The following is a 21,883-nucleotide window of genomic DNA, read 5'->3' on the forward strand; positions in this document are numbered from 1 at the left end:
GTACAGGTACCGCGACGACCGACAACCGAGCCCTGCCCCCTGGCCGCGGAGCTTTCGCGGCAGGCGCTCGAGCATCGGCGGTGACCAGGGATTCAACGACATAGGGATGTCCCAGAGCACCGATAAGTTACCTCCGCATCACGGCGAAACCCGTCAACCGCACCGGACGCGCCATGCCTGAATCGCGCGGTGCCGGCGGGGTCCCGCCCGGCGGTCCCGACCTGGCAGGTCTGCTTGGATCGATACCGTCACCGCGAGTTAGGTCGGAGTGGATGAAATTCGTACTGGCAAGCTACGGGGGGCGGGGCGACATCGAGCCCTGCGCCGCCCTCGGCCGGGAGTTGTCGCGCCGGGGTCACGACGTGCGCCTGGCAGTCCCGCCGGACAAGGTCGGCTTCGTCGAGTCGGCGGGGCTGCCCGCGGTCGCCTACGGGCCGGATACGCAACGCTCGATGAATGCGGCCTCGGAATTTCTTGGCCGCTTTCAAAACGGGCTCGGCGCGCTTTCTCAAGCCACCGAGCGTGTTAGCCGGATCTGGGCGGAGAAGAGCGCGACGCTGACATCGCTGGCCAAGGAGGCCGACCTGCTCCTGGCGCACATGAACGACCAGGCGCTCGCGGCCAATGTCGCCGAATATCACGGGATTCCGCTCGCCGCGCTGCACGTCTTCCCGGCGCGGATCATGCCGTCGAGCGAGTTGTATTCGGGCATCACCAGGGAGGCCGGAGCCGCCCAACGCCGTGCGCTTGGCCTGCCCGAGGTGGCCGCATCGGCGGGGCACGAAGACGGATCGCTCGAACTCCAGACTTACGACGAGATCTGCTTGCCCGGGCCGGCCGCCGAATGGGTGGAGCCGGGCGGTCGACGTCCCTTTGTCGGGTCGCTGACCTTGGAGTTGCCGACGGATGCCGACGATGACGTCTTGTCCTGGATTGCGGCCGGCACGCCGCCGATCTACTTCGGGTTCGGCAGCACACCGATCGACTCTCCCGCCGAGACCGTCGCCGTCATCAGCGCCGCCTGCGCGCGGTTGGGTGAGCGGGCGTTGATCTGCGCCGGCGCGAACGACTTCGGCGGCGTTCCACGGTTCGACCATGTCAAGGTGGTGGATGCGCTGAATTACGCGGCCGTCTTCCCCGCCTGCCGCGCTGTGGTCCACCATGGTGGCTCGGGCACCACCGCGGCGGGCCTGCGCGCAGGAGTTCCCACGCTCATCCTCTGGACGGTATGGGATCAGCCGATGTGGGCGGAGGCCGTCGACCGTCTGAAACTCGGTGCGGGACGGCGCTTTTTGGACAGCACCTTGGACTCGTTGGTCGCGGACCTGCGTTCCATCCTGACTCCGGAATGCGCCGCCCGCGCCCGCGAGGTCGCCGCACAGATGAGCAAGCCCGCCGAGAGCGTCGCCAAGGCCGCCGACCTCCTGGAAGACGCCGCCCGCTCGGACTGATCGACGCATTGGTCCGATCAGTGGTGCAAAGCGGCCGGGTCGTGTAGAAGGTTCTGGTGCAAGATCCGCCTCCTGGCCCTTTCGACCCGCCGATGCTCTACGAAGCGATGGTTAGGCGGTGGTATCGCCGGACGTCGGCCGAGGGGCACATCAGGGTGCCGGCCGTCCCGAGCCTGATCGACGAATACGTACAGTTGTGCGGCAACCTCTGCGCCACGCTGGGTGTCTGGCACACGCCCGAACAGTCCGCGCAGCTGCGGATCTCGCTCGAGACCGAGCTGGCGAAGGGCTTCAAGGCCTCTCCCCGCTCGGACATCCTCATCTCGTTCAACGCGTACTTCGGGACGAGCGTCAACATCCGCGTCAAGGCCGAGTGGCGGACGCTCGAGGCGGACTACGACGAATGGGTGGCCGTGCGCCCGGCGCCGCTGTTCGGCACCGAGCCCGACGCGCGGGTGTTGGCGCTGGCCGCCGAAGCGGCCGACCCGACGACCTACCGCGTGCTGGATGTCGGAGCGGGAACCGGGCGCAACGCCCTGGCCCTGGCCCGCCGCGGCCACCCGGTGGACGCGGTGGAGATGGCGGCCAAGCTCGCCGACGTCATGCGCTCGGAGGCGGAGAGCGAATCGCTGGGTGTGCACGTGATTCAGAGCGATGTCTTCACCGCGATGGAAAGCGTGCACGAGGAATACCAGCTGATGGTGCTCTCCGAGGTGGTCCCCGACTTCCGAACGACCCGCGAGTTGCGCGGCGTGTTCGAGCTCGCCGCCGAATGCCTGGCTCCCGGCGGGCGTTTGTTGTTCAACGCGTTCTTGCCCCGCGAAGGCTACGTCCCCGACGACGCTGCGCTGCAACTCGGTCAGCAGTGCAACACGATGATCTACACGCGCGATCAGATGGCGACCGCGGCCGCGGGGCTGTCCCTCGAGCTGGTTGCCGACGATTCCGCCTACGAATACGAGAAGGCTCACCTGCCCCAGGACGCCTGGCCGCCAACGGGCTGGTTCGAGGGGTGGGCCAACGGCCTCGACGTGTTCGACGTCGACCGTGAGCATTCGCCGGTCGAGTTGCGCTGGCTGGTCTACCGGAAGACGGAGTGAGCCCTTCGTGCCGAACGTGCGTTGACAGCGAGAGTTCGGCCGATTTTCCGCGTCGAGTGCACGCTCGGCGCGGGATCTAGGCGGTCAGATCGCGGGTGGCCGGCCCCTCGAGGAGGGTGCCGTCCGGGGCGAAGCGCGACCCGTGCAGCGGGCATTCCCACGCCTGGTCGGCGTCGTTCCAGTTCACGATTCCCCCGAGGTGGGGGCACACCGGCGACACTCGATGCTCGGTGCCGTTGACGCGGCAGCGTGCTTCCAGGTGCCACGGCGGCCCGCTGACCACACCGCCCTCGTCGGTCCCGGGGCTGCGCCGACCGGTGCGCAGCAGCGGGGTGACCCAGCCCTTGGCCAGGTCGAAGCCCACCTCCAGGTTGGCCTGCATGGCGGTCGGCAGGCCGGACAACTCGTGCGGGCTCCAGCTGGCGAACGCGTTGGCCCAGTCCATCCGTCCACCCAGGATGCGGCTGGACAGCGCCAGCGCCGCGGCGGCGCCGTTCGTCATTCCCCACTTGTTGAATCCCGTTGCCACGAAAATGGTTTCGCTCCTGGGCAGGATGGGCCCGACGTAGGGCAGCTGGTCGATGGGCGTGTAATCCTGCGCCGACCAGAAGTGCGTCTGCTCGGCGCCCGGATAGTGCTTGCGGGCCCACGACGCCAGTTCCTCGAGCGCCTTCGACGGGCTCTTCTTGCGTCCCACGGTGTGGCCGGCCCCGCCAACGATCAGCCGTTCGCCGTCCGCGACGGGCGCGTAGCGTACCGAGCGGGTCGGCGAGTCGGTCGAGATCATCATCGGCCGCGTGATGTTGCCGGGGACCTTGAAGGCCATGCAGTAGGACCGGCTCGGCTTGACGCGCGCGAAATATCCGCCGCGATCCAGGATCGGGATGCCGGTGGCGAGAATCAGTTGCCCGGCTAGGAGCTCGACGTCGCGCTGGGCGGCGTCGTTGACGTGTACGCGCACGCGTTCGCCGCGGCTCGACACCCGCCGGACCCGCGTGTGCTCGACCAGCCGCCCGCCGCGGTTGAGCAGCTCGGTGGCCAGCGCGTCCAGGAACGGCATGGGGTCGAACTGCGCCTGGTCGGGAAGCCGCACCCCGCCGTGATACGGGAACGGCACGCCGGCGTCGTCGTCCCAGACGGCGGGCAGCCCCACTGCCTGGCACGCTTTGAGCTCCAGGCGCGCGGACGGCACCCCTTTGGGGGATTGGGCATAGGTGTAGGCGTCCTCGCGCTGCACCGGTATGCCGTGCGACTCGCAGTATTCGAGCACCCAGTCCTGGCCTTCGCGATTCCCGTCGACGTAGGCGCGGGCCAATTCCCTGCCATGCCTGGGCAGGATCTTCGACAGGTGGGTGCTCTGCAGCAGGCTGATCTTCGCGGTGGTGTTCCCGGTCGCGCAGGCTCCCACCGTGCGCGCTTCGAGCACCAGTACGTCCTTGCCGGCGCGGGCCAGCAGAACCGCGGTCATCAGCCCGGTGATGCCGGCGCCCACCACGATGACATCGGCCGACCGGGAACCCTCGTCAAGCTTGCTTGCGGCCCAAGGCTGTTCGGCCCGATCGGCCAACCATAAAGACGTCACGGGGGGCTTAATACCCCGGCTGGACTCAGGGAAACACCGACGCGGCCCGACGGATGCTGTCAGCCCCGCTTCAACTGCGCTTTCGCCTCCTTGACTGATTCCCCCGCGGCGCGGCTGGCTTGCTCGGCCCGCTCGTAGTGCGCTTCGGCGTGTTCGAGTTCGCGCTCGGCGGTTCGCAGAGCCGCGAGCGCGTCATCACGGCGGTGCCGGGCCGCAGCGCGCTCCGCCCGGCGCTCCGAGAGCCTGGCCTCGGCGCCGGCCTGCTCGCGCTCGGCGGCTGTCACGGCCGCAGTCAGTTTCTCGAGTCGGCGCCGCGCGGCCGCGTCATGCGCGGGCTGCTTCGCCGGCTGTGCCCGCGACGGCGCGGACCGCTGGTTCGCCTTCCCGGCCCGCTCAGCCGTCACGGGCGCCGCGGCGCCGAATTCGCCGAAACCCGACCACTGCTCGGGCCGGGCCAGCCGGCCGAGGCGCTCCCTCACCTCGGGGTCGGCGATGGCCGCTTGCAGCGTGCTGACGATGTCGTCGCGCACCGCCGAGGATGGGTTGCTGACGTCGGCGGCCCGCAGTGCGGCTCGGGTGAGCTCACCGACGAGCCGGTGCTGCTCGGCGGACAAGTCCCGGATACGCGCGCCGTCCATCGCGGCGTGCGCGGCGCGCAGCCGGTCGCCCAAGTCGGTCAGGCGCCGTTTGGTGTCGGCATCGCGCAGCGCGAGCCGGTTGACGATCCACGCCGCGGTGGTCGGTTTGTTGGCCGCGGAAATCCGCTTGGCGCCGGCGTCGTCCCCCCGGCGCTTGGCCGCTGCGGCTAACTTCGTGCGCTGCGCCGTGAAATCCTTCGGCGGCGCCGCATACAGACTGTCCAGTTCGTCGTCGGCCATGACGCCATGATCCCCGCCCCGGCGCCGGCCGGTTTAAAAACCGCACGTCCGTGGCACCTGATGGACAACCTCGTCCTGCTGGGCAGTGATTCGACCCGGCATCCAACAGAACGCAAGGATCCGACAGCTCAATGATGTCCAAGACCAGTGACCGGTCCGTCCGCCGGATCCTCGCAGATCGCAAGGCCCGCCGATTGCTGATCGCCGCGCTGGTGGTTGTCGCGGTGGTGGGCGCCGTCGTCGTCGCGGCGTCGCTGGACTGCTTCAGCGGTGGCTGCGGTCACCGCAGCGCCTCGTCGAAAACCTCCGGGCCGGCGCAAGTCACGGTCACGCCGGGGCCCGATGCGCACGACGTCGATCCGCTCGCACACGTGATGGTCAAGGCCGACGCGGGAACGCTGACCGACGTCCGCATGGTCAACGAGAGCGGCAAGTCGGTGCAGGGCGTCATGACGCCGGATAACACCGTATGGAAGCCCACCGTCCCGCTGGGCTATGGCCGCACCTACACCCTGACGGTCACCAGCCGGGGCCCCAATGGCGTTGCGTCGACGCAAGTTTCGTCCTTTTCGACGCTGAAGCCGTCCAACCAGACCAAGGTCTCGTTCACCACCACGTCGGAGGCCGCCCTGAAAGACGGCGGGACCTACGGCGTCGGGATGGTGGTCGTGGCACACTTCGACGAGCAGATTGCCGACCGCGCCGAAGCCGAGCGGCATCTGGCGGTGACCACCGATCCCAAGGTGGAGGGGTCGTGGTTCTGGGTCGACGACCAAACCGCCCACTGGCGCCCCGAGCATTACTACGCGCCGGGCACTTCCGTCACCGCCGAAGCCAAGATCTACGGAGTCGCCTTGGGCGGCGGACTGTTCGGGCAGGACGACACCAAGGTGTCGTTCCGGATCGGCGATGCGCACGTCTCCATCGCCGACGACGCGACCCATCAGGTCAGCGTCTTCAACAACGGCGCCCTGGTCCGCACCATGCCCACCTCGATGGGGATGGGGGGCACCGAAGACGTCGGCGGCAGAAAGATTTCGTTGTGGACCCCGTCCGGCGTCTACACCGTGCTCGACAAGGGCAACCCGGTGGTCATGGACTCCTCGACGTTCGGGCTGCCCAAGAACTCCCGCCTGGGCTACCGCGAAACGATCAACTACGCCACCAAGATCAGCACCGACGGCATCTATCTGCACGAGCTCGACGCCACGGTGTGGGCGCAGGGGCATCAGGACACCTCGCACGGATGCTTGAACCTGAACGCGGACAACGCGAAATGGTTCTACGACTTCTCCGTGCCCGGTGATGTGGTGGAGGTCCGCAACAGCGGCGGCCCGCCGTTGACATTGGCGCAGAACGGCGACTGGACGATCAGCTGGGACGACTGGCGCAAAGGCAGCGCGCTGAAGCCAACCTGAAATCAGCGTGATGTGGCTCATTCGTCACCGGCAGTTGTGCCCCACTTCACAGTAAACTCTTGACTCGTTCCAGATAAGTGCGTCATATTGGTGCGGTGTCATCGACGGCCGATTACGCGGAACGACTGCGGATGGCCGATCTCCGGGTGACCCGCCCCAGGGTCGCCGTGCTGGAGGCAGTCGACGCCCACCCGCACTCCGACACCGAGACCATCTTCTCGGCGGTGCGCGTAGGCCTGCCAGACGTCTCCCGCCAGGCCGTGTACGACGTTCTCAACGCGCTGAGCACGGTGGGTTTGGTCCGCCGGATCCAGCCCTCGGGGTCGGTCGCCCGCTATGAGTCGCGAGTCGGCGACAACCACCACCATGTCGTGTGCCGGGCCTGCGGCGTCATCGCCGACATCGACTGTGCGGTGGGTGAGGCGCCCTGCCTCACACCGTCTGACGACAACGACATTCTGGATGGCTTCGTCTTGGACGAGGCCGAGGTCATCTACTGGGGCGTGTGCCCCGACTGTTCGACTGCAGGTTCCTAGAACGCAGCCCAATCACCCCTAAGAAAGGAATGCTGTGCCATCCGATATCTCCGAAGGTCGGCCGCCCCATGACGACAGCAAGACGGCTAGCACCAGCGAAAGCGAAAACCCCGCAATCGCCTCCCCCAAGCCGAAATCGAACGCACCCCTGACGAACCGGGACTGGTGGCCCGACCAGGTCGACCCGTCGATGCTGCAGCCGCACAACCCCCGGTCCAACCCGCTGGGCGACGACTTCGACTACGCCGCCGAGTTCGCCAAACTCGACGTCAACGCGCTCAAGGCCGACGTGATCTCGGTGATGACCACCTCCCAGGACTGGTGGCCCGCCGACTACGGCCACTACGGCGGCCTGTTCATCCGGATGAGCTGGCACGCGGCCGGCACCTACCGCATCTTCGACGGCAGAGGCGGCGGCGGCCAGGGCATGCAGCGGTTCGCCCCACTCAACAGCTGGCCGGACAACGTGAGCCTGGACAAAGCCCGTCGGCTGCTGTGGCCGGTCAAGAAGAAGTACGGCAACAAGATCTCCTGGGCGGACCTGATCATCTTCGCCGGTAACTGCGCCCTGGAATCGATGGGATTCAAGACCTTTGGGTTCGCGTTCGGCCGCGAAGACGTCTTCGAGCCCGAGGAAACCCTCTGGGGCGAGGAGGACACCTGGCTGGGCACCGACAAGCGGTACTCCGGCGAGCGCGACCTCGCCCAGCCCTACGGGGCCACGACGATGGGTCTGATCTACGTCAATCCGGAAGGGCCCGAAGGCAAGCCGGATCCCATCGCCGCAGCGATCGACATCCGCGAGACGTTCGGCCGCATGGCGATGAACGACGAGGAGACCGCCGCACTCATCGTCGGCGGGCACAGCTTCGGCAAGACCCACGGCGCCGGCAGTGGCGATCTGGTCGGACCCGAGCCCGAGGCCGCTCCGATCGAACAGCAGGGGCTGGGCTGGAAGAGCTCGTATGGCACCGGCGTTGGGAAGGACGCCATCACCAGCGGCCTGGAGGTGGTCTGGACGCCGACCCCGACTCAGTGGGACAACACTTTCCTGGAGACGCTGTACGGCTACGAGTGGGAGCTCACCAAGAGCCCCGGCGATGCTTGGCAGTTCGTCGCCAAGGACGGCGCCGGTGCCGGAACCATTCCCGATCCGTTCGCCGGGCCGGGTCGGGCGCCGACGATGCTGGTCACCGACATCTCGATGCGCGAGTCCCCGATTTATCGGGACATCACCAGGCGCTGGCTGGACCACCCCGAGGAGTTGACCGAGGCCTTCGCCAAGGCCTGGTACAAGCTGCTGCATCGCGACATGGGACCGATCAGCCGCTACCTCGGGCCGTGGATTCCCGAGCCGCAGCTCTGGCAGGACCCGGTACCGGCCGTCGACCACGAGCTGGTGGACGAAAAGGACGTCGCGGAGCTGAAGAGCAAGGTCCTCGGGGCGGGCCTGTCGGTTCCCCAGCTGGTGAAGACCGCTTGGTCGGCGGCCGGGAGCTACCGCAACACCGACAAGCGCGGTGGCGCCAACGGGGCGCGGTTGCGCCTGGAGCCGCAACGGAACTGGGAGTGCAACGAGCCCTCCGAACTCGACAAGGTGTTGCCCGTGCTGGAGAAAATCCAGCGGGACTTCAACGACGCGGCATCGGGCGGCAAGAAGATCTCGCTGGCCGACCTGATCGTGCTGGCGGGCTCCGCGGCGGTCGAGAAGGCGGCGAAGGACGCCGGCTACGAGATCTCGGTGCACTTCGCGCCGGGGCGCACCGACGCCTCCCAGGAGAACACGGATGTGGAGTCGTTCGCGGTGCTCGAACCGCGGGCCGACGGCTTCCGCAACTACATCCGGCCCGGCGAGAAGGCTCCCCTGGAGCACCTGCTGATGGAGCGGGCATACCTACTCGGTGTGACCGCCCCGGAGACGACGGTGCTCGTCGGCGGCCTGCGTGCGCTCGGCGCCAATCACGGCGGCACCAAGCACGGGGTGTTCACCGACCGGCCCGGCGCGTTGACCAACGACTTCTTCGTCAACCTGCTCGACATGGGTACCGAGTGGAAGCCGTCGGAGACCGCGGAGAACGTCTATGAGGGCCGCGACCGGGCCTCGGGCGCGACCAAGTGGACCGCGACCGCGAATGACCTTGTGTTCGGGTCGAACTCGGTGCTGCGCGGGTTGGCCGAGGTCTATGCCCAGGACGACAGCCAGGGGAAGTTCGTGGAGGACTTCGTCGCGGCCTGGGTCAAGGTCATGAACAACGACCGGTTCGATCTGAAGTAACACCCGGATACCGAGTGGCGCCCCGCGGGCCATGGGCTCGCGGGGCGCCCTCAGGTCAGGGCGCGGTCGTTTCCGCGACACATAACCTATGCAGATGACACGCGGCAAACCGTCGCACTCGGTTATGCCTCGTGACGTCGACGGGGCTCAGCGCGCGAAATCCCACTGGCCGAAGTCGGGCGCCAGGACCTCGTCGATGTCCACGTTGATCCCGCCGAGCAGCGGGCTGGGGTTGCTCGGGCTGTTGACCACGGACTGGTAGAGCACAGCCGCGGGTTCGCGCTGTCCATGCGACCACGACTTCGTCTGCCACGCCCACCGGTGCCCGGGCGTGGTCGAGTTTCCTATGACGCCGTCGCGGATCGCCCAGCCGCACGCGCCGGCATGGCCGTAGATGCCGGTGCGACCCACGCCCAGGACCGAGTTGATTCCGCGAAACCATTGGACGGCAACGCTATTCCAGGTGTTGACGTCGATGTCGTCGTCGATGCTGAAAAAGATCGGGGCCGAGCCCGGGCCCCCGGCCGCGGCGTGCAGCCGCGATGCGGTCTGCGCATCGGCCACGCCGCCGTCGTAGCCGCGCGTGCAGTCCGAAGGGTCGGGCCACCCGGGTTTGCCGTACTGGAAGTTACTGACGATCTGGAGACCCGCCGCGCGCAGCGCGTCCGCGTACTCGCGCGTGATGGGCTTTGCCTCGAAATTGGCCCCCGGCCGTGACTCCGACACATAATTCACCACCCCGCCATAACCCGCGGATTTGATCTCGTCCGGGGCAATCCTGCGCTCGGCGAAATCGATCAGCCGCATGTCGGCGGCGAATGCCTTTGGCCCCGCGGTGTTGGTGGCCAGCGTTGCGAGGCCGAGTAAAGCCGGCGCGGCGGCAAATTTCAGGGCGTCGCGCCTCGACACCCATCGCGGCGCGCCGCGTTCGCCTGCTGCAGCCGAATCCTGCACCGCGCGATGGTAACAAATAGCGCCCGACCTGGGCGAACTGCGGCGCGGGCGCACCGGCTGGCCCCGGGCACGTCGACGAAGCCATCGGCCGCCGACCCGAGCGCCCCGCTCGCCCCGCCATGGCGTCGGAGCTGTGCTCCCGCCGGCGCCCACCGGCTCATCACCTGCGGCTGGGTATAGCGTCGAATACCTCGTGCCGCGCGGGGGCCCGGCCGAACGGTTCAATCCCGTTCGGGGCCGAATGGCATGATCTTTGGGTGCCGGATTTCCGTCAGACCGTTTACCCGGGAGCCGGTGACGCCCGAGCTCGTTGCGCTCGATTAGGTGATCGAACTATAGTCTGGACACATGTCCAGTTTGCTGTCGCGGGGTTCGGGAGCCCGTTGACCGCGATGGATTCGGCGCCATTCCGCGGCCATTCACCAGCAAAGAAGAGTTGAGTATGCGAATTGCCCTGCTGTCCTACCGTAGTAAAACCCATTGCGGCGGACAGGGCGTCTACGTGCGCCATCTCAGCCACGGTCTGGTGGAACTGGGTCATGACGTCGAGGTGTTCTCCGGCCAGCCCTACCCCGACCTGCTCGACCCGCGGGTGCGGCTGACCAAGGTGCCGAGCCTCGACCTTTACCGCGAACCCGACCCCTTCCGCGTGCCAAGGCCCAGCGAGATTCGCGACTCGATCGACCTGTTGGAACTGCTCACCACGTGGACGGCTGGTTTTCCGGAACCCCGGACGTTCACCATGCGCGCCGCGCGGTTGCTGGCGGCCCGGATGGCCGACTTCGACGTCGTCCACGACAACCAGAGCCTGGGCACCGGGCTGCTCACCATCGCGGGTGCGGGACTGCCTGTGGTGGCCACCGTGCATCATCCCATCACCCGTGACCGGGTGCTCGACCTGGCGGCCGCGCGATGGTGGCGAAAGCCGTTGGTGCAGCGCTGGTATGGATTCCTGGCGATGCAGCAGCAGGTGGCGCGCCAGATCCCGGACCTGCTGACGGTCTCGTCGTCGTCGGCCGCCGACATCGTGAGCGACTTCGGGGTCTCGCCGGACCAGCTGCATGTGGTGCCGCTAGGCGTGAACACCGACTTGTTCAAGCCGGGATCCCTTCCCCGGCAACCTGGGCGGGTCATCGCGATTGCCAGTGCCGATACGCCGCTGAAGGGTGTGCGCACCTTGCTGCATGCGGTCGCTCGGCTGCGTACGAGCAGGGATCTCGAGCTGCGGCTGGTCGCCAAGGTGGAACCCAACGGGCCCACCCACAAACTCATCGCCGAGCTCGGCATCTCCGACATGGTCCACATCACCAGCGGGCTTTCCGACGCCGAGCTGGCCGCGTTGTTCGCCTCGGCCGAAGTCGCCTGCATTCCCTCACTCTACGAAGGGTTTTCGCTACCGGCGGTGGAGGCGATGGCCAGCGGAACGCCGATCGTCGCGAGTCGGGTCGGTGCGCTCCCGGAAGTCCTCGGCACCGACGGCGCGTGCGCCGAGCTGGTACCGCCCGCCGACGTCGACGCGCTCACCCGTGCCCTCGGAGACCTGCTGGACTCACCGGAGAAGCGACGGAGCCTGGGCAAGGCGGGACGAACCCGCGCGGTCAACGTGTTCAGCTGGGAAGCCGTGGCCGCCCAAACCGTGCGGGTGTATGAGCGGGCGATCGCACGCAACGCCGCCTCGGCCACTCCCGAAGGGGAAACGCGATGCTGACAGTCGATTTCGACCGGCTACGGGTGGGGCCGGCGACGAAGGTGATCGACGTCGGCTGCGGAGCAGGCCGGCATGCCTTCGAAGCGTACCGGCGCGGTGCCGACGTGGTCGCGTTCGACCGCGATGAGGCCGAATTGCGTTCCGTGGATACCATTTTGCGCGCGATGGCCGAAACCGGTGAGGCGCCTGCCGGTGCGTCGGCGAAGGTGGTGGTCGGTGACGCCCTGAAGTTGCCGTACGCCGACGAGACGTTCGACTGCGTGATCGCGTCCGAAATCTTGGAGCACATACCGCACGACGACGCCGCGATCGCCGAATTGATCAGGGTGCTCAAGGCCGGCGGCACTCTGGCGGTCAGCGTGCCACGCTGGCTTCCGGAGCGGGTGTGCTGGCTATTGTCCGACGAATACCACAGCAACGAGGGCGGCCACGTACGCATCTACCGGGCCAGCGATCTGCGCGCCAAGATCTCGGATGGCGGAATGGAATTGACGCATTCCCACCACGCGCACGCACTGCACTCCCCCTTCTGGTGGTTGAAATGCGCTGTGGGCGTGTCGAACACCGATCACCGAGCCGTGTCGGCGTATCACCAACTCCTGGTATGGGACCTGACGCAACGGCCGAAGATCACGCAGCTGGCGGAATCGCTGCTCAATCCGCTGGTCGGCAAGAGCGTGGCGATGTATTTCGTCAAACAACCGCCGGCCGAAAGCCAGGCGACGGTGGGATATTCAGTTGCGTCGGTCTAACCCACCATCGGTCCCGGGCGTCCTCAGTCCCGAGCAATGCCGTCGCACCGCGCTGTCGATCGCGGCCATGCAGGAGCCCACCGGGGCCATCCCCTGGTCTGAGGGGGGCCACACCGACCCGTGGGATCACGTGGAGTGCGCGATGGCGCTCACCGCCGCCGGGCTGCTGGAATCGGCGCGCGCTGCGTTCGAATGGAGCCGTCGCACGCAGCGGCCGGACGGCTCCTGGCCCATCCAGCTCCGCGCGGGCGTCGTCGAAGATGCCAACAGCGACAGCAACTTCTGCGCCTACATCGCCACCGGCGTCTGGCATCACGTGCTCGTCACCGGCGACCGGCGCTTCGCCGCTCAAATGTGGCCGGTCGTGCACAAGGCGATCGACTTCGTCATCGACTTACAGGTCGGCTATGGCGAAATCTGTTGGGCCCGTGGTGAAGCCGGCCCTTTGAACGAAGCGCTGCTGACCGGTTGCGCAAGCGTCTTTCACAGCATGCGGTGCGCCTTGGCGCTCGCGGCCCTGGTCGGCGAGCCTCAGCCGGAGTGGGAACTGGCGCTGGGCCGACTGGGACACGCGTTAGCCGCGCACCCCGAGGCGTTCACCGAGAAGGACCGCTACTCGATGGACTGGTACTACCCCATTCTCGGTAGCGCGCTGCGGGGGCCCGCGGCGGCCGCGCGCATCGAACAGCGCTGGGACGACTTCGTGGTCGGCGGACTGGGCATCCGCTGTGTGGTGGACCGACCCTGGGTAACCGGCGCCGAGACCTGCGAGCTGGTGATGGCGCTGGACGCCATCGGTCAGCGGTCCGCCGCCCATCGCCAGTTCGGCGCCATGCAGCATCTCCGCGAGGAGGACGGCTCTTACTGGACGGGTTTGGTGTTCGCGGACGGGAAACGCTGGCCCGAGGAGCGCACCACTTGGACGGGAGCGGCGATGATCCTCGCCGCGGACGCGCTGTCGAACACCACTGCGGGCGCCGGGATTTTCCGCGCCGAGGGATTGCCGATGGGTCTGCAGACCGACTTCGACTGCGAATGCGTCTCCACAGGTCCCGGCTGGTGACGTGAGTCCGGCTAGATCTGCTCGCCCGGCTGACCGCTGACACGTTCCAGGACCCTTAGCGATCCGGTGGCCGAAACCTCCCGGAACTGTCCGGAATCGATAGCGCGACAGTAGATGTAGTAAGGGGGCCGTCCGCCGTCCCTGGGGTCCGGGAAGACGTCGTGAATAGCCAGCGCGCCGCCGACGGCCACCCACTTCGCCCATCCGTCGAAGTCCTGGTTCGCCGCGGCCTCACTGTGGCCGCCGTCGATGAACAAGAATCGCAGCGGTGACCGCCACCCGGAGGCGACGATCGGCGACTTGCCCACGACGGCGACGACGTGGTCGTCCAGCCCCGCCGCATCGAGCGTGCGCCGGAAGGTCGGCAGGGTGTCGAACAGCCCCGTGACCTCGTCGACCAACGCGGCATCGTGGTATTCCCAGCCGGCCTGGTGCTCCTCGGAGCCGTGGTGGTGGTCGATCGTGTAGAGCACGCCCGCGGTTTGTTGGGCCGCGGCGCCGAGCAACAGGGTGGATTTGCCGCAATACGTGCCGATTTCGACGGCGACGCCGCCGTCGAGATACCGCAGCGCGGCTTCGTAGAGCGCCCGTCCCTCGTCGGCGGGTAGGAACCCCTGCACCTGTTCGGCCAGCGCGAACAGGCGTTCGGGCGCACTCGCGTCGACGTGACTCATCAGCTGAACCTATCGTTCGCGCCACCGGTGCCCCCACGGTGGTCGGGGTCGCCGCCGCGCGACCGGACTGAGGTCGCTTTGCCTAAGCCCAGCGGCCGGGCCGGGACCGCTTTACCATCATGCTGTGCTTGCCCGCAGACTCCGTGACATCAGCCTGGCGGCGGTCCTCATCGCGGCCGCACCGGCGTTGCCCGCTGCCCTCCCGGCGTCCGCAATTCCCAGCGCCGCGGCCGCCACCTGCCCCCAGGTGCAGGTGGTCTTCGCCCGCGGACGGATGGAGTCGCCGGGACCGGGGGTGTTGGGCAACGCGTTCATCAGTTCGCTGCGATCCAAGGTCAACAAGAACATCGGCGTCTATGCCGTGAATTACCCCGCCGACACCGAGGTTGCTCAGGGTGCCAACGACATGAGCCACCACGTTCAGGACATGATCAACAATTGCCCGAATACCCGGCTGGTGCTCGGCGGCTACTCGCTCGGCGCGGCGGTGACCGACGTGGTCCTCGCGGCGCCCATCGGCGCGTTCGGCTTCGACAGCCCCCTGCCGCCGGGCGCCGACCAGCACATCGCTGCCGTGGCCCTCTTCGGCAACGGCAGCCAGTGGGTCGGTCCGATCACCAACTTCAACCCGACCTACAACGACCGGACCATCGAGTTGTGCCACGGCGCCGACCCCATCTGCAACCCCGCCGACCCGAACACCTGGAACGCGAACTGGCCGCAACACCTCGCCGGTGCGTACATCGACGCGGGCATGGCGAATCAGGCGGCCGACTTCGTCGCCGGCAAGCTCTGAGCGATCCGGCGCGCCGGATCGCTACAGGCGGTTGTGAGCGAGCTAAGCCCGCGACGTAACCCGCTCCGGCGATCTCGTGGTCCGACGCCGTCGTGCCCGCAGTCCCACGTACCCGAGCAGCAGACCCGCGCCGATCTCGGCGACCGCGGTGACCCACGAGAACCAGGTGACGTTGATGCGCGGCCCGGACGTGAAGCTGTCCTGGAAGTCCGGCAGGAACGTCGGCAGCACATGGGCATAGACGAACAGCGCGGCGCTGCCGAAACCCACCGCGATCGCCGCCTCGGGCGCCCGCGGGTGATGACGCAGGACGAGCACGACGGCGATCAGCACGACGATGCCCTGGATGGTGCCGCCGACCATGATCGACGGCGGCGATGCCGCCATTCCCCGCCGAAAATGATCGATTGCGTGCAGGGCGTAGGCGGCGGCGAACCCGATCATCGCCGTGGTGAGCGGACGGTGCGCTGTGCTCGAAAACCAATTGTTCGACATCGCTTTCCCCAATCGACTTCTACTACTCACGGTAGTAAACGGTGGGAATGATGTAAACGGCGCACACCGAAAATCTCGGGGCATCGCCGTGGCTCTCGCGCCACGGCTGCCCTCTATGGCGGAGCGCTGCCCCGGACGGAGTTATCGAAATGATTTGCGGCTCGATTATCGCGTGGGAGCGGGTCCACGCCCGGTACGCCTATTGCGCAATTTACGCACGGAAATGTTCAGGCCGGGGTGTTGGTGCTGGAGTAGAGCTTGAAGTCGCGGATCAGCGGAATGACCTCGCCACCGGCGACCGCGGCACGTTGGCTGGCGCGGAAAGCGGGGTGACGACGCATCGCCTCACGGCGTTCGCGTTCCTGGCGCCGAGCCGCAGCCCATCGCGGGTGGGACTGAAGGGAAATAACCGTCGCTCCCGTTGAATTCGCCACGATCGTTAACTCCTCCCAGTGCAACCCGCAAAAGCTACGCCTTCTGGTTATCGGCTTGTGATCTCAGGATGCCCGGCCGATCCTGAGGCCAAACCACCCACGAAGTTGAGAACTAGCCATGAATTTCGACTAATCCCGCCGCCGTTACCGCGCCGCCGTCCGTGCTGGCCCGCCCGCGATTCGAAACGTTAGCGGCGAGCACCGACAGATTTCGGAGTTCGGTCGGGACGGCGGTGGCTGCTATCGTCCCCGCGTATGCCCAAGATGGACCGCCGCCGCATGATGTTGACCACCGGGATCGGCGTGCTGGCAGCCGCGCTGCCTGCGCCGGATGCCCTGGCCAGCCCGGGTCGCACACCCGCTCCCGCCGCTCCCAGCGGCCAAACCGGCACCTACATTTTTCACGACGAATTCGACGGACCCGCCGGCTCAGCGCCGGATTCGTCGAAGTGGACGGTGGCGAAGGCCCGCGAATCCATCAAGGACCCGACATATTGGGAGCTGCCCGAGCACATCGGGCAGTACCGCGACGATCGTCGCAACGTCTTCCTCGACGGCAACTCCAACCTGGTTCTCCATGCCGCCAAGGACGGCCCCACCTACTACAGCGGCAAAGTCCAAAGCCTCTGGCGGGGTGGCGTCGGCCATACCTGGGAAGCCCGTATCAAGCTCAACTGCCTGACCGCCGGTGCCTGGCCGGCCTACTGGCTGGGCAACGATGACCAGGGCGAGATCGACGTGATGGAGTGGTACGGCAACGGCAGTTGGCCCTCGGCCACCACCGTGCACGCGAAAGCCAATGGCGGCGAATGGAAGACCCACAACATTGCGATGGACAGCGCCTGGCACACCTGGCGCACGCAGTGGGATGAGGCCGGGATCCGGTTCTGGAAGGACTACTCTGACGGGGCCCAGCCGTATTTCGACGTGCCGGCGAGCTCGCTGCCCGATTGGCCGTTCAACGGACCGGGCTACACGGTCTACCCGGTGTTCAATCTGGCGGTGGCAGGTTCCGGCGGCGGCGATCCGGGACCGGGAACCTATCCCGCCGACATGCTCGTCGACTGGATCCGCGTCTGGTAGGCGGGTTCAGTGGGTGAGCAGGGCGGTCGCACTCCAGGCCCTGCCGCCCGGGTGCCGCGGATTCGGCTGGGGTAGCCACGTGAGCGGGCGCATCCACACCGGCAAGCGATGGAATCGGTGGGCGGCGAGGTAGAGCGCCTCGACTTCGACGGTCCGCCAGCCCAGGTTTTCGAAATAGGCCAGCCCGTTCTCGGGGGCGAACTTGAACGGCGCGTTCTGCAGCATGCCGGCCATCTTCTTGTTCATCATCTTCTTCAGCCCTGGACCGGCGAAGTCGAGCATCCACCAGGCGACCTCGGGTCGCTTGATCGCCGCTGAAAGCGCAACGACGTCGCTGTCCTCCAGATACATCAACAGGCCCTCGGTCAGCACCATCGTCTTGGTGGCGCCGCGCAGGGCGTCGTCGAGGAAGGCGTCGCGGGCCGCGGTGTTGGCCAGGTCGACGGCGGTGCGGGTCAGCCGGCACCGCGGCGCCTGGTCGGCAAGGAGCTGCGTCTTTTCCGCGAGCAAGTCCGGCAGGTCCGCCTCCACCCACGTGAAATCGGCCGGAAGGTCCAGCCGATACGGGCGGGTATCCAGACCGGCGGCCAGGTTCAGCACCCGGTCGCAGCCGCCGGCGATCGCATCGACGATGGCGTCGTCGATGAGCTTGGTGCGCGCGACGAGCCACCAGCCGTTGCGGGTCGACCGCGGCACGTTGGCGACGATCTCGCGGCCGTGTTCACCCGCGAGGCGCTCGGCAAGCGGGTCGCTGAAAAGCGCGTCGGGACGGGCGGTTTCGGTCGCTCGGTGCAATGCGGTCCAGCGAGCGGTGTCCGAAACGTGGGTGATCGTGTGTCTGGGGGCTGACATACGTGCGTTATAGCAGCACCAGTGCCGGCCTATTGACCGGCCTTGCCTCCCGCGAACCATGCTTCCGTCACCGCGCGCGTCTGGGGTGGCGGGTAGACGGTGTCAGGTCGTCCGATCTGACCGACCTTGACCGTCCACGCCGACGATGAGCGGTCGATGCAACTCCCGGCGCCCTGGCTGGGCAGCCACAGCACCGCGGTATTGCCACCGCCGCCGGTGCCGCACCCGTACACCGGGACATACCCGTCGGCGCGACCGCCCCAGGCGCCACCGTTGCGGAACAGGCACCGCGTGCCGTCGTCGAGAGTCAGCGCGAACGGGTCCGGGGTTGTGGGTGCCTGCACGGGCGGCAGCGGGCCGTCGTAGTTCACCCGATGCATGCGCTTGTCCCAGGGATTGTCCACGCACAGCAGCGATCCGGGTGTCGAGGGCCAACAGGTGAGGGCGCCCGCCGCGGTTGGCGAGCAGGAGTAGACGTTGTCGGCCAGCGCCGACGGCGACGGTGAAGAGCACTCGCTGGCCTGGCCGACGTTGCCCGGTCCGGACGCCACCTGGTAACCGTTCATCGGTTGGCCATCGGGCCCGACGGCCACGACGGTGATCTGCTGGGTGGGCGGCGGATCCGCGGCAGCCGGCCCGGGCGGCGACAGGATCGTCGCTGTCAGCACCGTCAGCGCGGCGACGGGGACACCGGCGATTCGCGACATCACGTTCACCGCGCAAAACCTTTCGTACGGCGGCCCCCTTGTTGAAGGGTACGGTGCGCATATGTCCGATCGAAACCGTCGTTTTCTGCTCCGCGAACGCCCCACCGGCCGCATCGGCCCGGACACCTTCGAACTGAGCGAGGAGGCGGTGCCCGAGATCGGCGACGGCGAGGCGCTGGTGCGCGTCGACTGGATCTCGCTCGACCCGACCAACCGCATGTGGATCAACGACACCCCGACATACCTCCCCCCGGTCGGGCTCGGCGAGGTCATGCGCGCCGCCGGGATCGGCGAGGTCGTCGCGTCCAAGAGCTCCACCTACGCGGTCGGACAGCAGGTGCAAGGCCTGCTCGGCTGGCAGGAGTACGCGGTCCTCACGGACACGGCGATGGTGAACCCGGTGGACGTGGCACCCGGCATCTCGCCGAGCGCCTACCTGGGTGCGCTCGGGATGACCGGGCTCACCGCGTGGATCGGGATCCGTGAGATCGGCAAGCCGCGGCCGGGCGAGACCGTCGTCGTCTCCGCGGCCGCGGGTGCGGTCGGGTCGGTCGCCGGCCAACTCGCCAAGGCCGCCGGCGCTCGCGTCGTCGGGATCGCCGGCGGGCCCGAGAAGTGCGCGCTACTCACCGACCAGCTCGGCTTCGACGCGGCCGTCGACCACCGAGCCGACGACTGGGCCGCCCAGCTGGCGGCGGCGACGCCCAAGGGCATCGACGTCGACTTCGAAAACGTCGGCGGCGACCTGATGGACGCCATCTTCGCGCGCCTCAACATCGGCGCCCGCGTCGCGCTCTGCGGCCTGATCTCCGGCTACAACGCGGAAGACCCCCCGCCGGGCCCCCGCGCATTCGGCAATCTGCTCATCCAGCGCGCCACATTGCAGGGTTTCATCGTCCTCGACCACTTCGGGCGCGCGCCGGAAGCGATCGGCGAGATCGCGGGCCTGATCGAGGCGGGAAAGCTCACCCCGCTCGAGACCATCGTCGAGGGCTTCGAGCAGCTGCCAACGGCGATCAACATGCTCTTCGACGGCAAGAACGTCGGCAAGCTGGTGGTCAAGGTCGGCTGATCCTCAGTCGAATTCGAGTAGGGCGAAGACGCCGCGATAAGGCTTCGCGGGCGGAAAGCGCCAGAACGCGGGGTATAGCTTGCCGAAGAAGAAGCCCCGCCCCGCGGGCATCGGTACATCGTGCACGGCACGGATGCCGGGCACGCCTTCCGCCAGCTTCGCCAGTTGACGCACCGAGAGGCTGAAGGGCATCGGCGGTACCCGGTAGCGCTTGGACGATCGCAGCCCCCTTCGCGCGACCTTCTTGACGATCGTCGGCGGCAGGTCGAAGAACATCCGGCCGCCGGGAAATCGCTTGGCGCACTGGGTGATCAGTCCCAGCGCCTCGTTGGGCTGTAGGTACATCAGCAACCCTTCGGCGGTGACGAACACGCCGTTGCCGGTGTCGACCTTGTCCATCCAGCTGTAGTCGAGTGCGGACTGCGCGAGATGAGTGATCCGCGTGGATTGCGGCAGCAGCCGCTGCCGAAGGTCGATGACCTGAGGCAAATCCACCGAAAGCCAACTGAATTGCGCGCCGGGTAGGGCGCGGTCCAGGCGCCAGAAAGACGTCTGGAAACCTTCGGCAAGCGCGACCACGGTCGCCCTGGGATGCGCGGTCAGGTAATCGATTGCGCACCGATCGACGGCCAGCGAACGCAGCGCCATCTCCTGGCCCCTGCGCCCGAACTTCTCGAAGTCGAAGTCGAAGGACTCCACCAGCCTGACGGCCATCGGATCGTCGATGATCGGGTCCGGGCGCCCGGCCTGATATGCCCTGCCGTAGAGGGTCAGCAGCGCCGTTTCCGAAACACCGGTCAGCAGCGTGGCATCCACCTTCTGGCTGTCTTGATTCGTCATCACGCCAAACCGTAACCGGCTCAGCGCCGAACGTAGGTGCCTACGCGCCGTCTCATGTCGAGCGGCTAGGCCGGTGCGGAAGCCGGATCGATCGGAATCGCTATCTCGTTGCGACGCCGCATCGGCAGCGTCCAGGGCGGATCGTAGAACCAGGCCTCGGCCTCTCCCGTGGTCTTGATCCCGTTGTCCCGCAATGTTTTCCTGAGCTCATCGGTGCGAGACGCGACCGCCTTGGGGCTGCGGTCACCGCTGAATCGCAGCACGGCTATGGTCGCGGACGGCACAGTGACGAGGCGGACCTGATCGTCTTTGGGCGCGGGAAGGGTCTCCATCGTCCACTTCTCGGGCATGAAAAACCGGATCACCCAGCCACTCTCGGCGCCGGCGGACTGGACGACGGGCGCGGTCATCGCGATCTGCTGGCCACGACGGCCCGGCTGCTGGCTGACGGGTGCCGTCATCGAGATCGATTCGTTGCCCCGATTGCCGCCGAATATGTATCCCGCCAGTCGTCGGAACCCCACGTCACGAGCGCGGTTTTCGTCGGCGTCGACTGTAGTCTCGGCGGCAATCCGCGGACCGTAGCGGCGTATCTCGACGGTGCCGGTGAGCGGATGGCGCGTGTACTTCGGTTCCTCGAGGCCAACGCGAATGCCGCCCACCGCCAGAACCGATTCGGCGACCTGCTCGGCGAGCTTGATCGGGTTCATCATCAAAACCATTTGACCCATCAGGCCCCGATGACGCAAGTGCGGTCACTCCCCAACGACGGTGTCACCCGACCCTTGTCTTTCGTCGTGGGCGAGGGTAACGCGCGTCCTCCCCGGTGGCGGGTTGGGATCGGTAGCCGACCCGGGGATCTGTACTTGGCGCAACGACGACGCCAGTCCGGCGCCGCCCCACGAAAGGAAGTCAGAAATGAAGATCGTCCCGGCCAGCATCGAAGAGCAGATCAACCGGGTGGACCGGCAGCGCAGCCTCTACATCGGGCTCAGCGCCGGCGCCGTGGCGCTGTGGAGCGCTTTCCGGCTGATCTGGGCCCTCTACATCGGGATGACATTCGGCTGGTTCTTGGGGTCGATGGTCTTCCAGTTGGTGCTGTGGGGCGTGATCGGTGCGGTCTCGGCGGTTGCGGCCGCTGGGTTCCTGACCCGCTACGCCAAGGGCTCTTGACTCGTCCGTAGCAGCGCGAAGTTCCGAACCTCATGGAGGT

The 21,883-nt window shown here is 67.3% G+C and carries 21 protein-coding genes; 12 read left to right on the top strand and 9 right to left on the bottom strand.

Going from position 1 to position 21,883, the window contains the following annotated elements; all coding sequences use genetic code 11:
• Window positions 1-272: 272 nt before the first annotated feature.
• Together A5750_RS01525 and A5750_RS01530 are read left to right on the top strand one after the other, a co-directional pair.
• Window positions 273-1,451: a glycosyltransferase gene (locus A5750_RS01525; protein WP_066956725.1), complete on the top strand. Its 1,179-nt coding sequence runs from the start codon at window positions 273-275 to the stop codon at window positions 1,449-1,451.
• Window positions 1,452-1,507: 56 nt separating this feature from the next.
• Window positions 1,508-2,551 (top strand): bifunctional 2-polyprenyl-6-hydroxyphenol methylase/3-demethylubiquinol 3-O-methyltransferase UbiG, encoded by a 1,044-nt coding sequence (locus tag A5750_RS01530; RefSeq protein ID WP_066956723.1) that lies wholly within the window; start codon window positions 1,508-1,510, stop codon window positions 2,549-2,551.
• A gap of 76 nt (window positions 2,552-2,627) precedes the next feature.
• Here the strand turns inward: A5750_RS01530 and A5750_RS01535 are convergent, their stop codons facing one another.
• Together A5750_RS01535 and A5750_RS01540 are read right to left on the bottom strand one after the other, a co-directional pair.
• Window positions 2,628-4,133: an FAD-dependent oxidoreductase gene (locus tag A5750_RS01535; RefSeq protein WP_067260794.1), complete on the bottom strand. Its 1,506-nt coding sequence runs from the start codon at window positions 4,131-4,133 to the stop codon at window positions 2,628-2,630.
• 59 nt (window positions 4,134-4,192) lie between these two features.
• Window positions 4,193-5,011, bottom strand: coding sequence for a hypothetical protein (locus A5750_RS01540; RefSeq protein ID WP_067260799.1), 819 nt, complete (start codon window positions 5,009-5,011; stop codon window positions 4,193-4,195).
• Window positions 5,012-5,142: 131 nt separating this feature from the next.
• Between A5750_RS01540 and A5750_RS01545 the strand changes: the two genes are divergently transcribed.
• The 3 genes from A5750_RS01545 (at window position 5,143) to katG (ending at window position 9,240) form a co-directional block, all read left to right on the top strand.
• The gene (locus A5750_RS01545; protein ID WP_066956714.1) at window positions 5,143-6,429 is read left to right on the top strand and encodes an Ig-like domain-containing protein; all 1,287 of its coding nucleotides are present in this window, start codon (window positions 5,143-5,145) and stop codon (window positions 6,427-6,429) included.
• Window positions 6,430-6,524: 95 nt separating this feature from the next.
• Window positions 6,525-6,965, top strand: coding sequence for a Fur family transcriptional regulator (locus A5750_RS01550; RefSeq protein WP_066956712.1), 441 nt, complete (start codon window positions 6,525-6,527; stop codon window positions 6,963-6,965).
• 34 nt (window positions 6,966-6,999) lie between these two features.
• Window positions 7,000-9,240 (top strand): catalase/peroxidase HPI, encoded by a 2,241-nt coding sequence (gene katG, locus A5750_RS01555; protein WP_067260804.1) that lies wholly within the window; start codon window positions 7,000-7,002, stop codon window positions 9,238-9,240.
• A 147-nt stretch (window positions 9,241-9,387) separates the two neighbouring features.
• On the opposite strand, the gene A5750_RS01560 is transcribed toward katG, so the two are convergent.
• The gene (locus A5750_RS01560; RefSeq protein ID WP_066954530.1) at window positions 9,388-10,194 is read right to left on the bottom strand and encodes a DUF1906 domain-containing protein; all 807 of its coding nucleotides are present in this window, start codon (window positions 10,192-10,194) and stop codon (window positions 9,388-9,390) included.
• A 442-nt stretch (window positions 10,195-10,636) separates the two neighbouring features.
• On the opposite strand from A5750_RS01560, the gene A5750_RS01565 reads away from it, so the two are divergent.
• From A5750_RS01565 to A5750_RS01575, 3 genes are read left to right on the top strand one after another with little or no spacing between them, the layout of a single operon-like run.
• Complete coding sequence (locus A5750_RS01565; RefSeq protein WP_067260807.1) at window positions 10,637-11,902, top strand: glycosyltransferase family 4 protein; 1,266 nt, start codon at window positions 10,637-10,639, stop codon at window positions 11,900-11,902.
• Window positions 11,896-12,654 (top strand): class I SAM-dependent methyltransferase, encoded by a 759-nt coding sequence (locus A5750_RS01570; protein WP_066954524.1) that lies wholly within the window; start codon window positions 11,896-11,898, stop codon window positions 12,652-12,654. Before A5750_RS01565 ends, A5750_RS01570 begins: the two co-directional genes overlap by 7 nt.
• Window positions 12,641-13,717: a prenyltransferase gene (locus tag A5750_RS01575; RefSeq protein ID WP_066954521.1), complete on the top strand. Its 1,077-nt coding sequence runs from the start codon at window positions 12,641-12,643 to the stop codon at window positions 13,715-13,717. The genes A5750_RS01570 and A5750_RS01575 overlap by 14 nt, the downstream gene beginning before the upstream one ends.
• A gap of 11 nt (window positions 13,718-13,728) precedes the next feature.
• Here A5750_RS01575 and A5750_RS01580 read toward each other — a convergent pair whose 3' ends face one another.
• Entirely contained in the window at window positions 13,729-14,391 is a 663-nt protein-coding gene (locus A5750_RS01580) for a class I SAM-dependent methyltransferase (RefSeq protein ID WP_067260811.1), read from the bottom strand.
• A gap of 124 nt (window positions 14,392-14,515) precedes the next feature.
• Here A5750_RS01580 and A5750_RS01585 point away from each other — a divergent pair, with 124 nt between their 5' ends.
• Window positions 14,516-15,187: a cutinase family protein gene (locus tag A5750_RS01585; RefSeq protein ID WP_066954515.1), complete on the top strand. Its 672-nt coding sequence runs from the start codon at window positions 14,516-14,518 to the stop codon at window positions 15,185-15,187.
• 42 nt (window positions 15,188-15,229) lie between these two features.
• On the opposite strand, the gene A5750_RS26235 is transcribed toward A5750_RS01585, so the two are convergent.
• Entirely contained in the window at window positions 15,230-15,682 is a 453-nt protein-coding gene (locus tag A5750_RS26235; RefSeq protein WP_231989092.1) for a hypothetical protein, read from the bottom strand.
• Window positions 15,683-16,371: 689 nt separating this feature from the next.
• Here A5750_RS26235 and A5750_RS01595 point away from each other — a divergent pair.
• Complete coding sequence (locus A5750_RS01595) at window positions 16,372-17,199, top strand: family 16 glycosylhydrolase (RefSeq protein ID WP_066954512.1); 828 nt, start codon at window positions 16,372-16,374, stop codon at window positions 17,197-17,199.
• Window positions 17,200-17,205: 6 nt separating this feature from the next.
• On the opposite strand, the gene A5750_RS01600 is transcribed toward A5750_RS01595, so the two are convergent.
• Complete coding sequence (locus A5750_RS01600) at window positions 17,206-18,051, bottom strand: SAM-dependent methyltransferase (RefSeq protein ID WP_067260815.1); 846 nt, start codon at window positions 18,049-18,051, stop codon at window positions 17,206-17,208.
• 29 nt (window positions 18,052-18,080) lie between these two features.
• Window positions 18,081-18,767: a hypothetical protein gene (locus A5750_RS01605; RefSeq protein WP_067260818.1), complete on the bottom strand. Its 687-nt coding sequence runs from the start codon at window positions 18,765-18,767 to the stop codon at window positions 18,081-18,083.
• A gap of 52 nt (window positions 18,768-18,819) precedes the next feature.
• Between A5750_RS01605 and A5750_RS01610 the strand changes: the two genes are divergently transcribed.
• On the top strand, window positions 18,820-19,830 hold the full coding sequence (locus A5750_RS01610; RefSeq protein WP_067260821.1) for an NADP-dependent oxidoreductase: 1,011 nt from the start codon (window positions 18,820-18,822) through the stop codon (window positions 19,828-19,830).
• 3 nt (window positions 19,831-19,833) lie between these two features.
• On the opposite strand, the gene A5750_RS01615 is transcribed toward A5750_RS01610, so the two are convergent.
• Together A5750_RS01615 and A5750_RS01620 are read right to left on the bottom strand one after the other, a co-directional pair.
• On the bottom strand, window positions 19,834-20,670 hold the full coding sequence (locus A5750_RS01615; protein WP_067260826.1) for a class I SAM-dependent methyltransferase: 837 nt from the start codon (window positions 20,668-20,670) through the stop codon (window positions 19,834-19,836).
• A gap of 65 nt (window positions 20,671-20,735) precedes the next feature.
• On the bottom strand, window positions 20,736-21,392 hold the full coding sequence (locus tag A5750_RS01620; RefSeq protein WP_067260899.1) for a heme-binding protein: 657 nt from the start codon (window positions 21,390-21,392) through the stop codon (window positions 20,736-20,738).
• 196 nt (window positions 21,393-21,588) lie between these two features.
• Here A5750_RS01620 and A5750_RS01625 point away from each other — a divergent pair, with 196 nt between their 5' ends.
• Window positions 21,589-21,843: a hypothetical protein gene (locus A5750_RS01625; protein ID WP_066954494.1), complete on the top strand. Its 255-nt coding sequence runs from the start codon at window positions 21,589-21,591 to the stop codon at window positions 21,841-21,843.
• The last annotated feature ends 40 nt before the right edge of the window (window positions 21,844-21,883 follow it).

Origin of the sequence: Mycobacterium sp. 852002-51613_SCH5001154 (assembly GCF_001667425.1) — a bacterium.
Lineage (GTDB): Bacteria > Actinomycetota > Actinomycetes > Mycobacteriales > Mycobacteriaceae > Mycobacterium.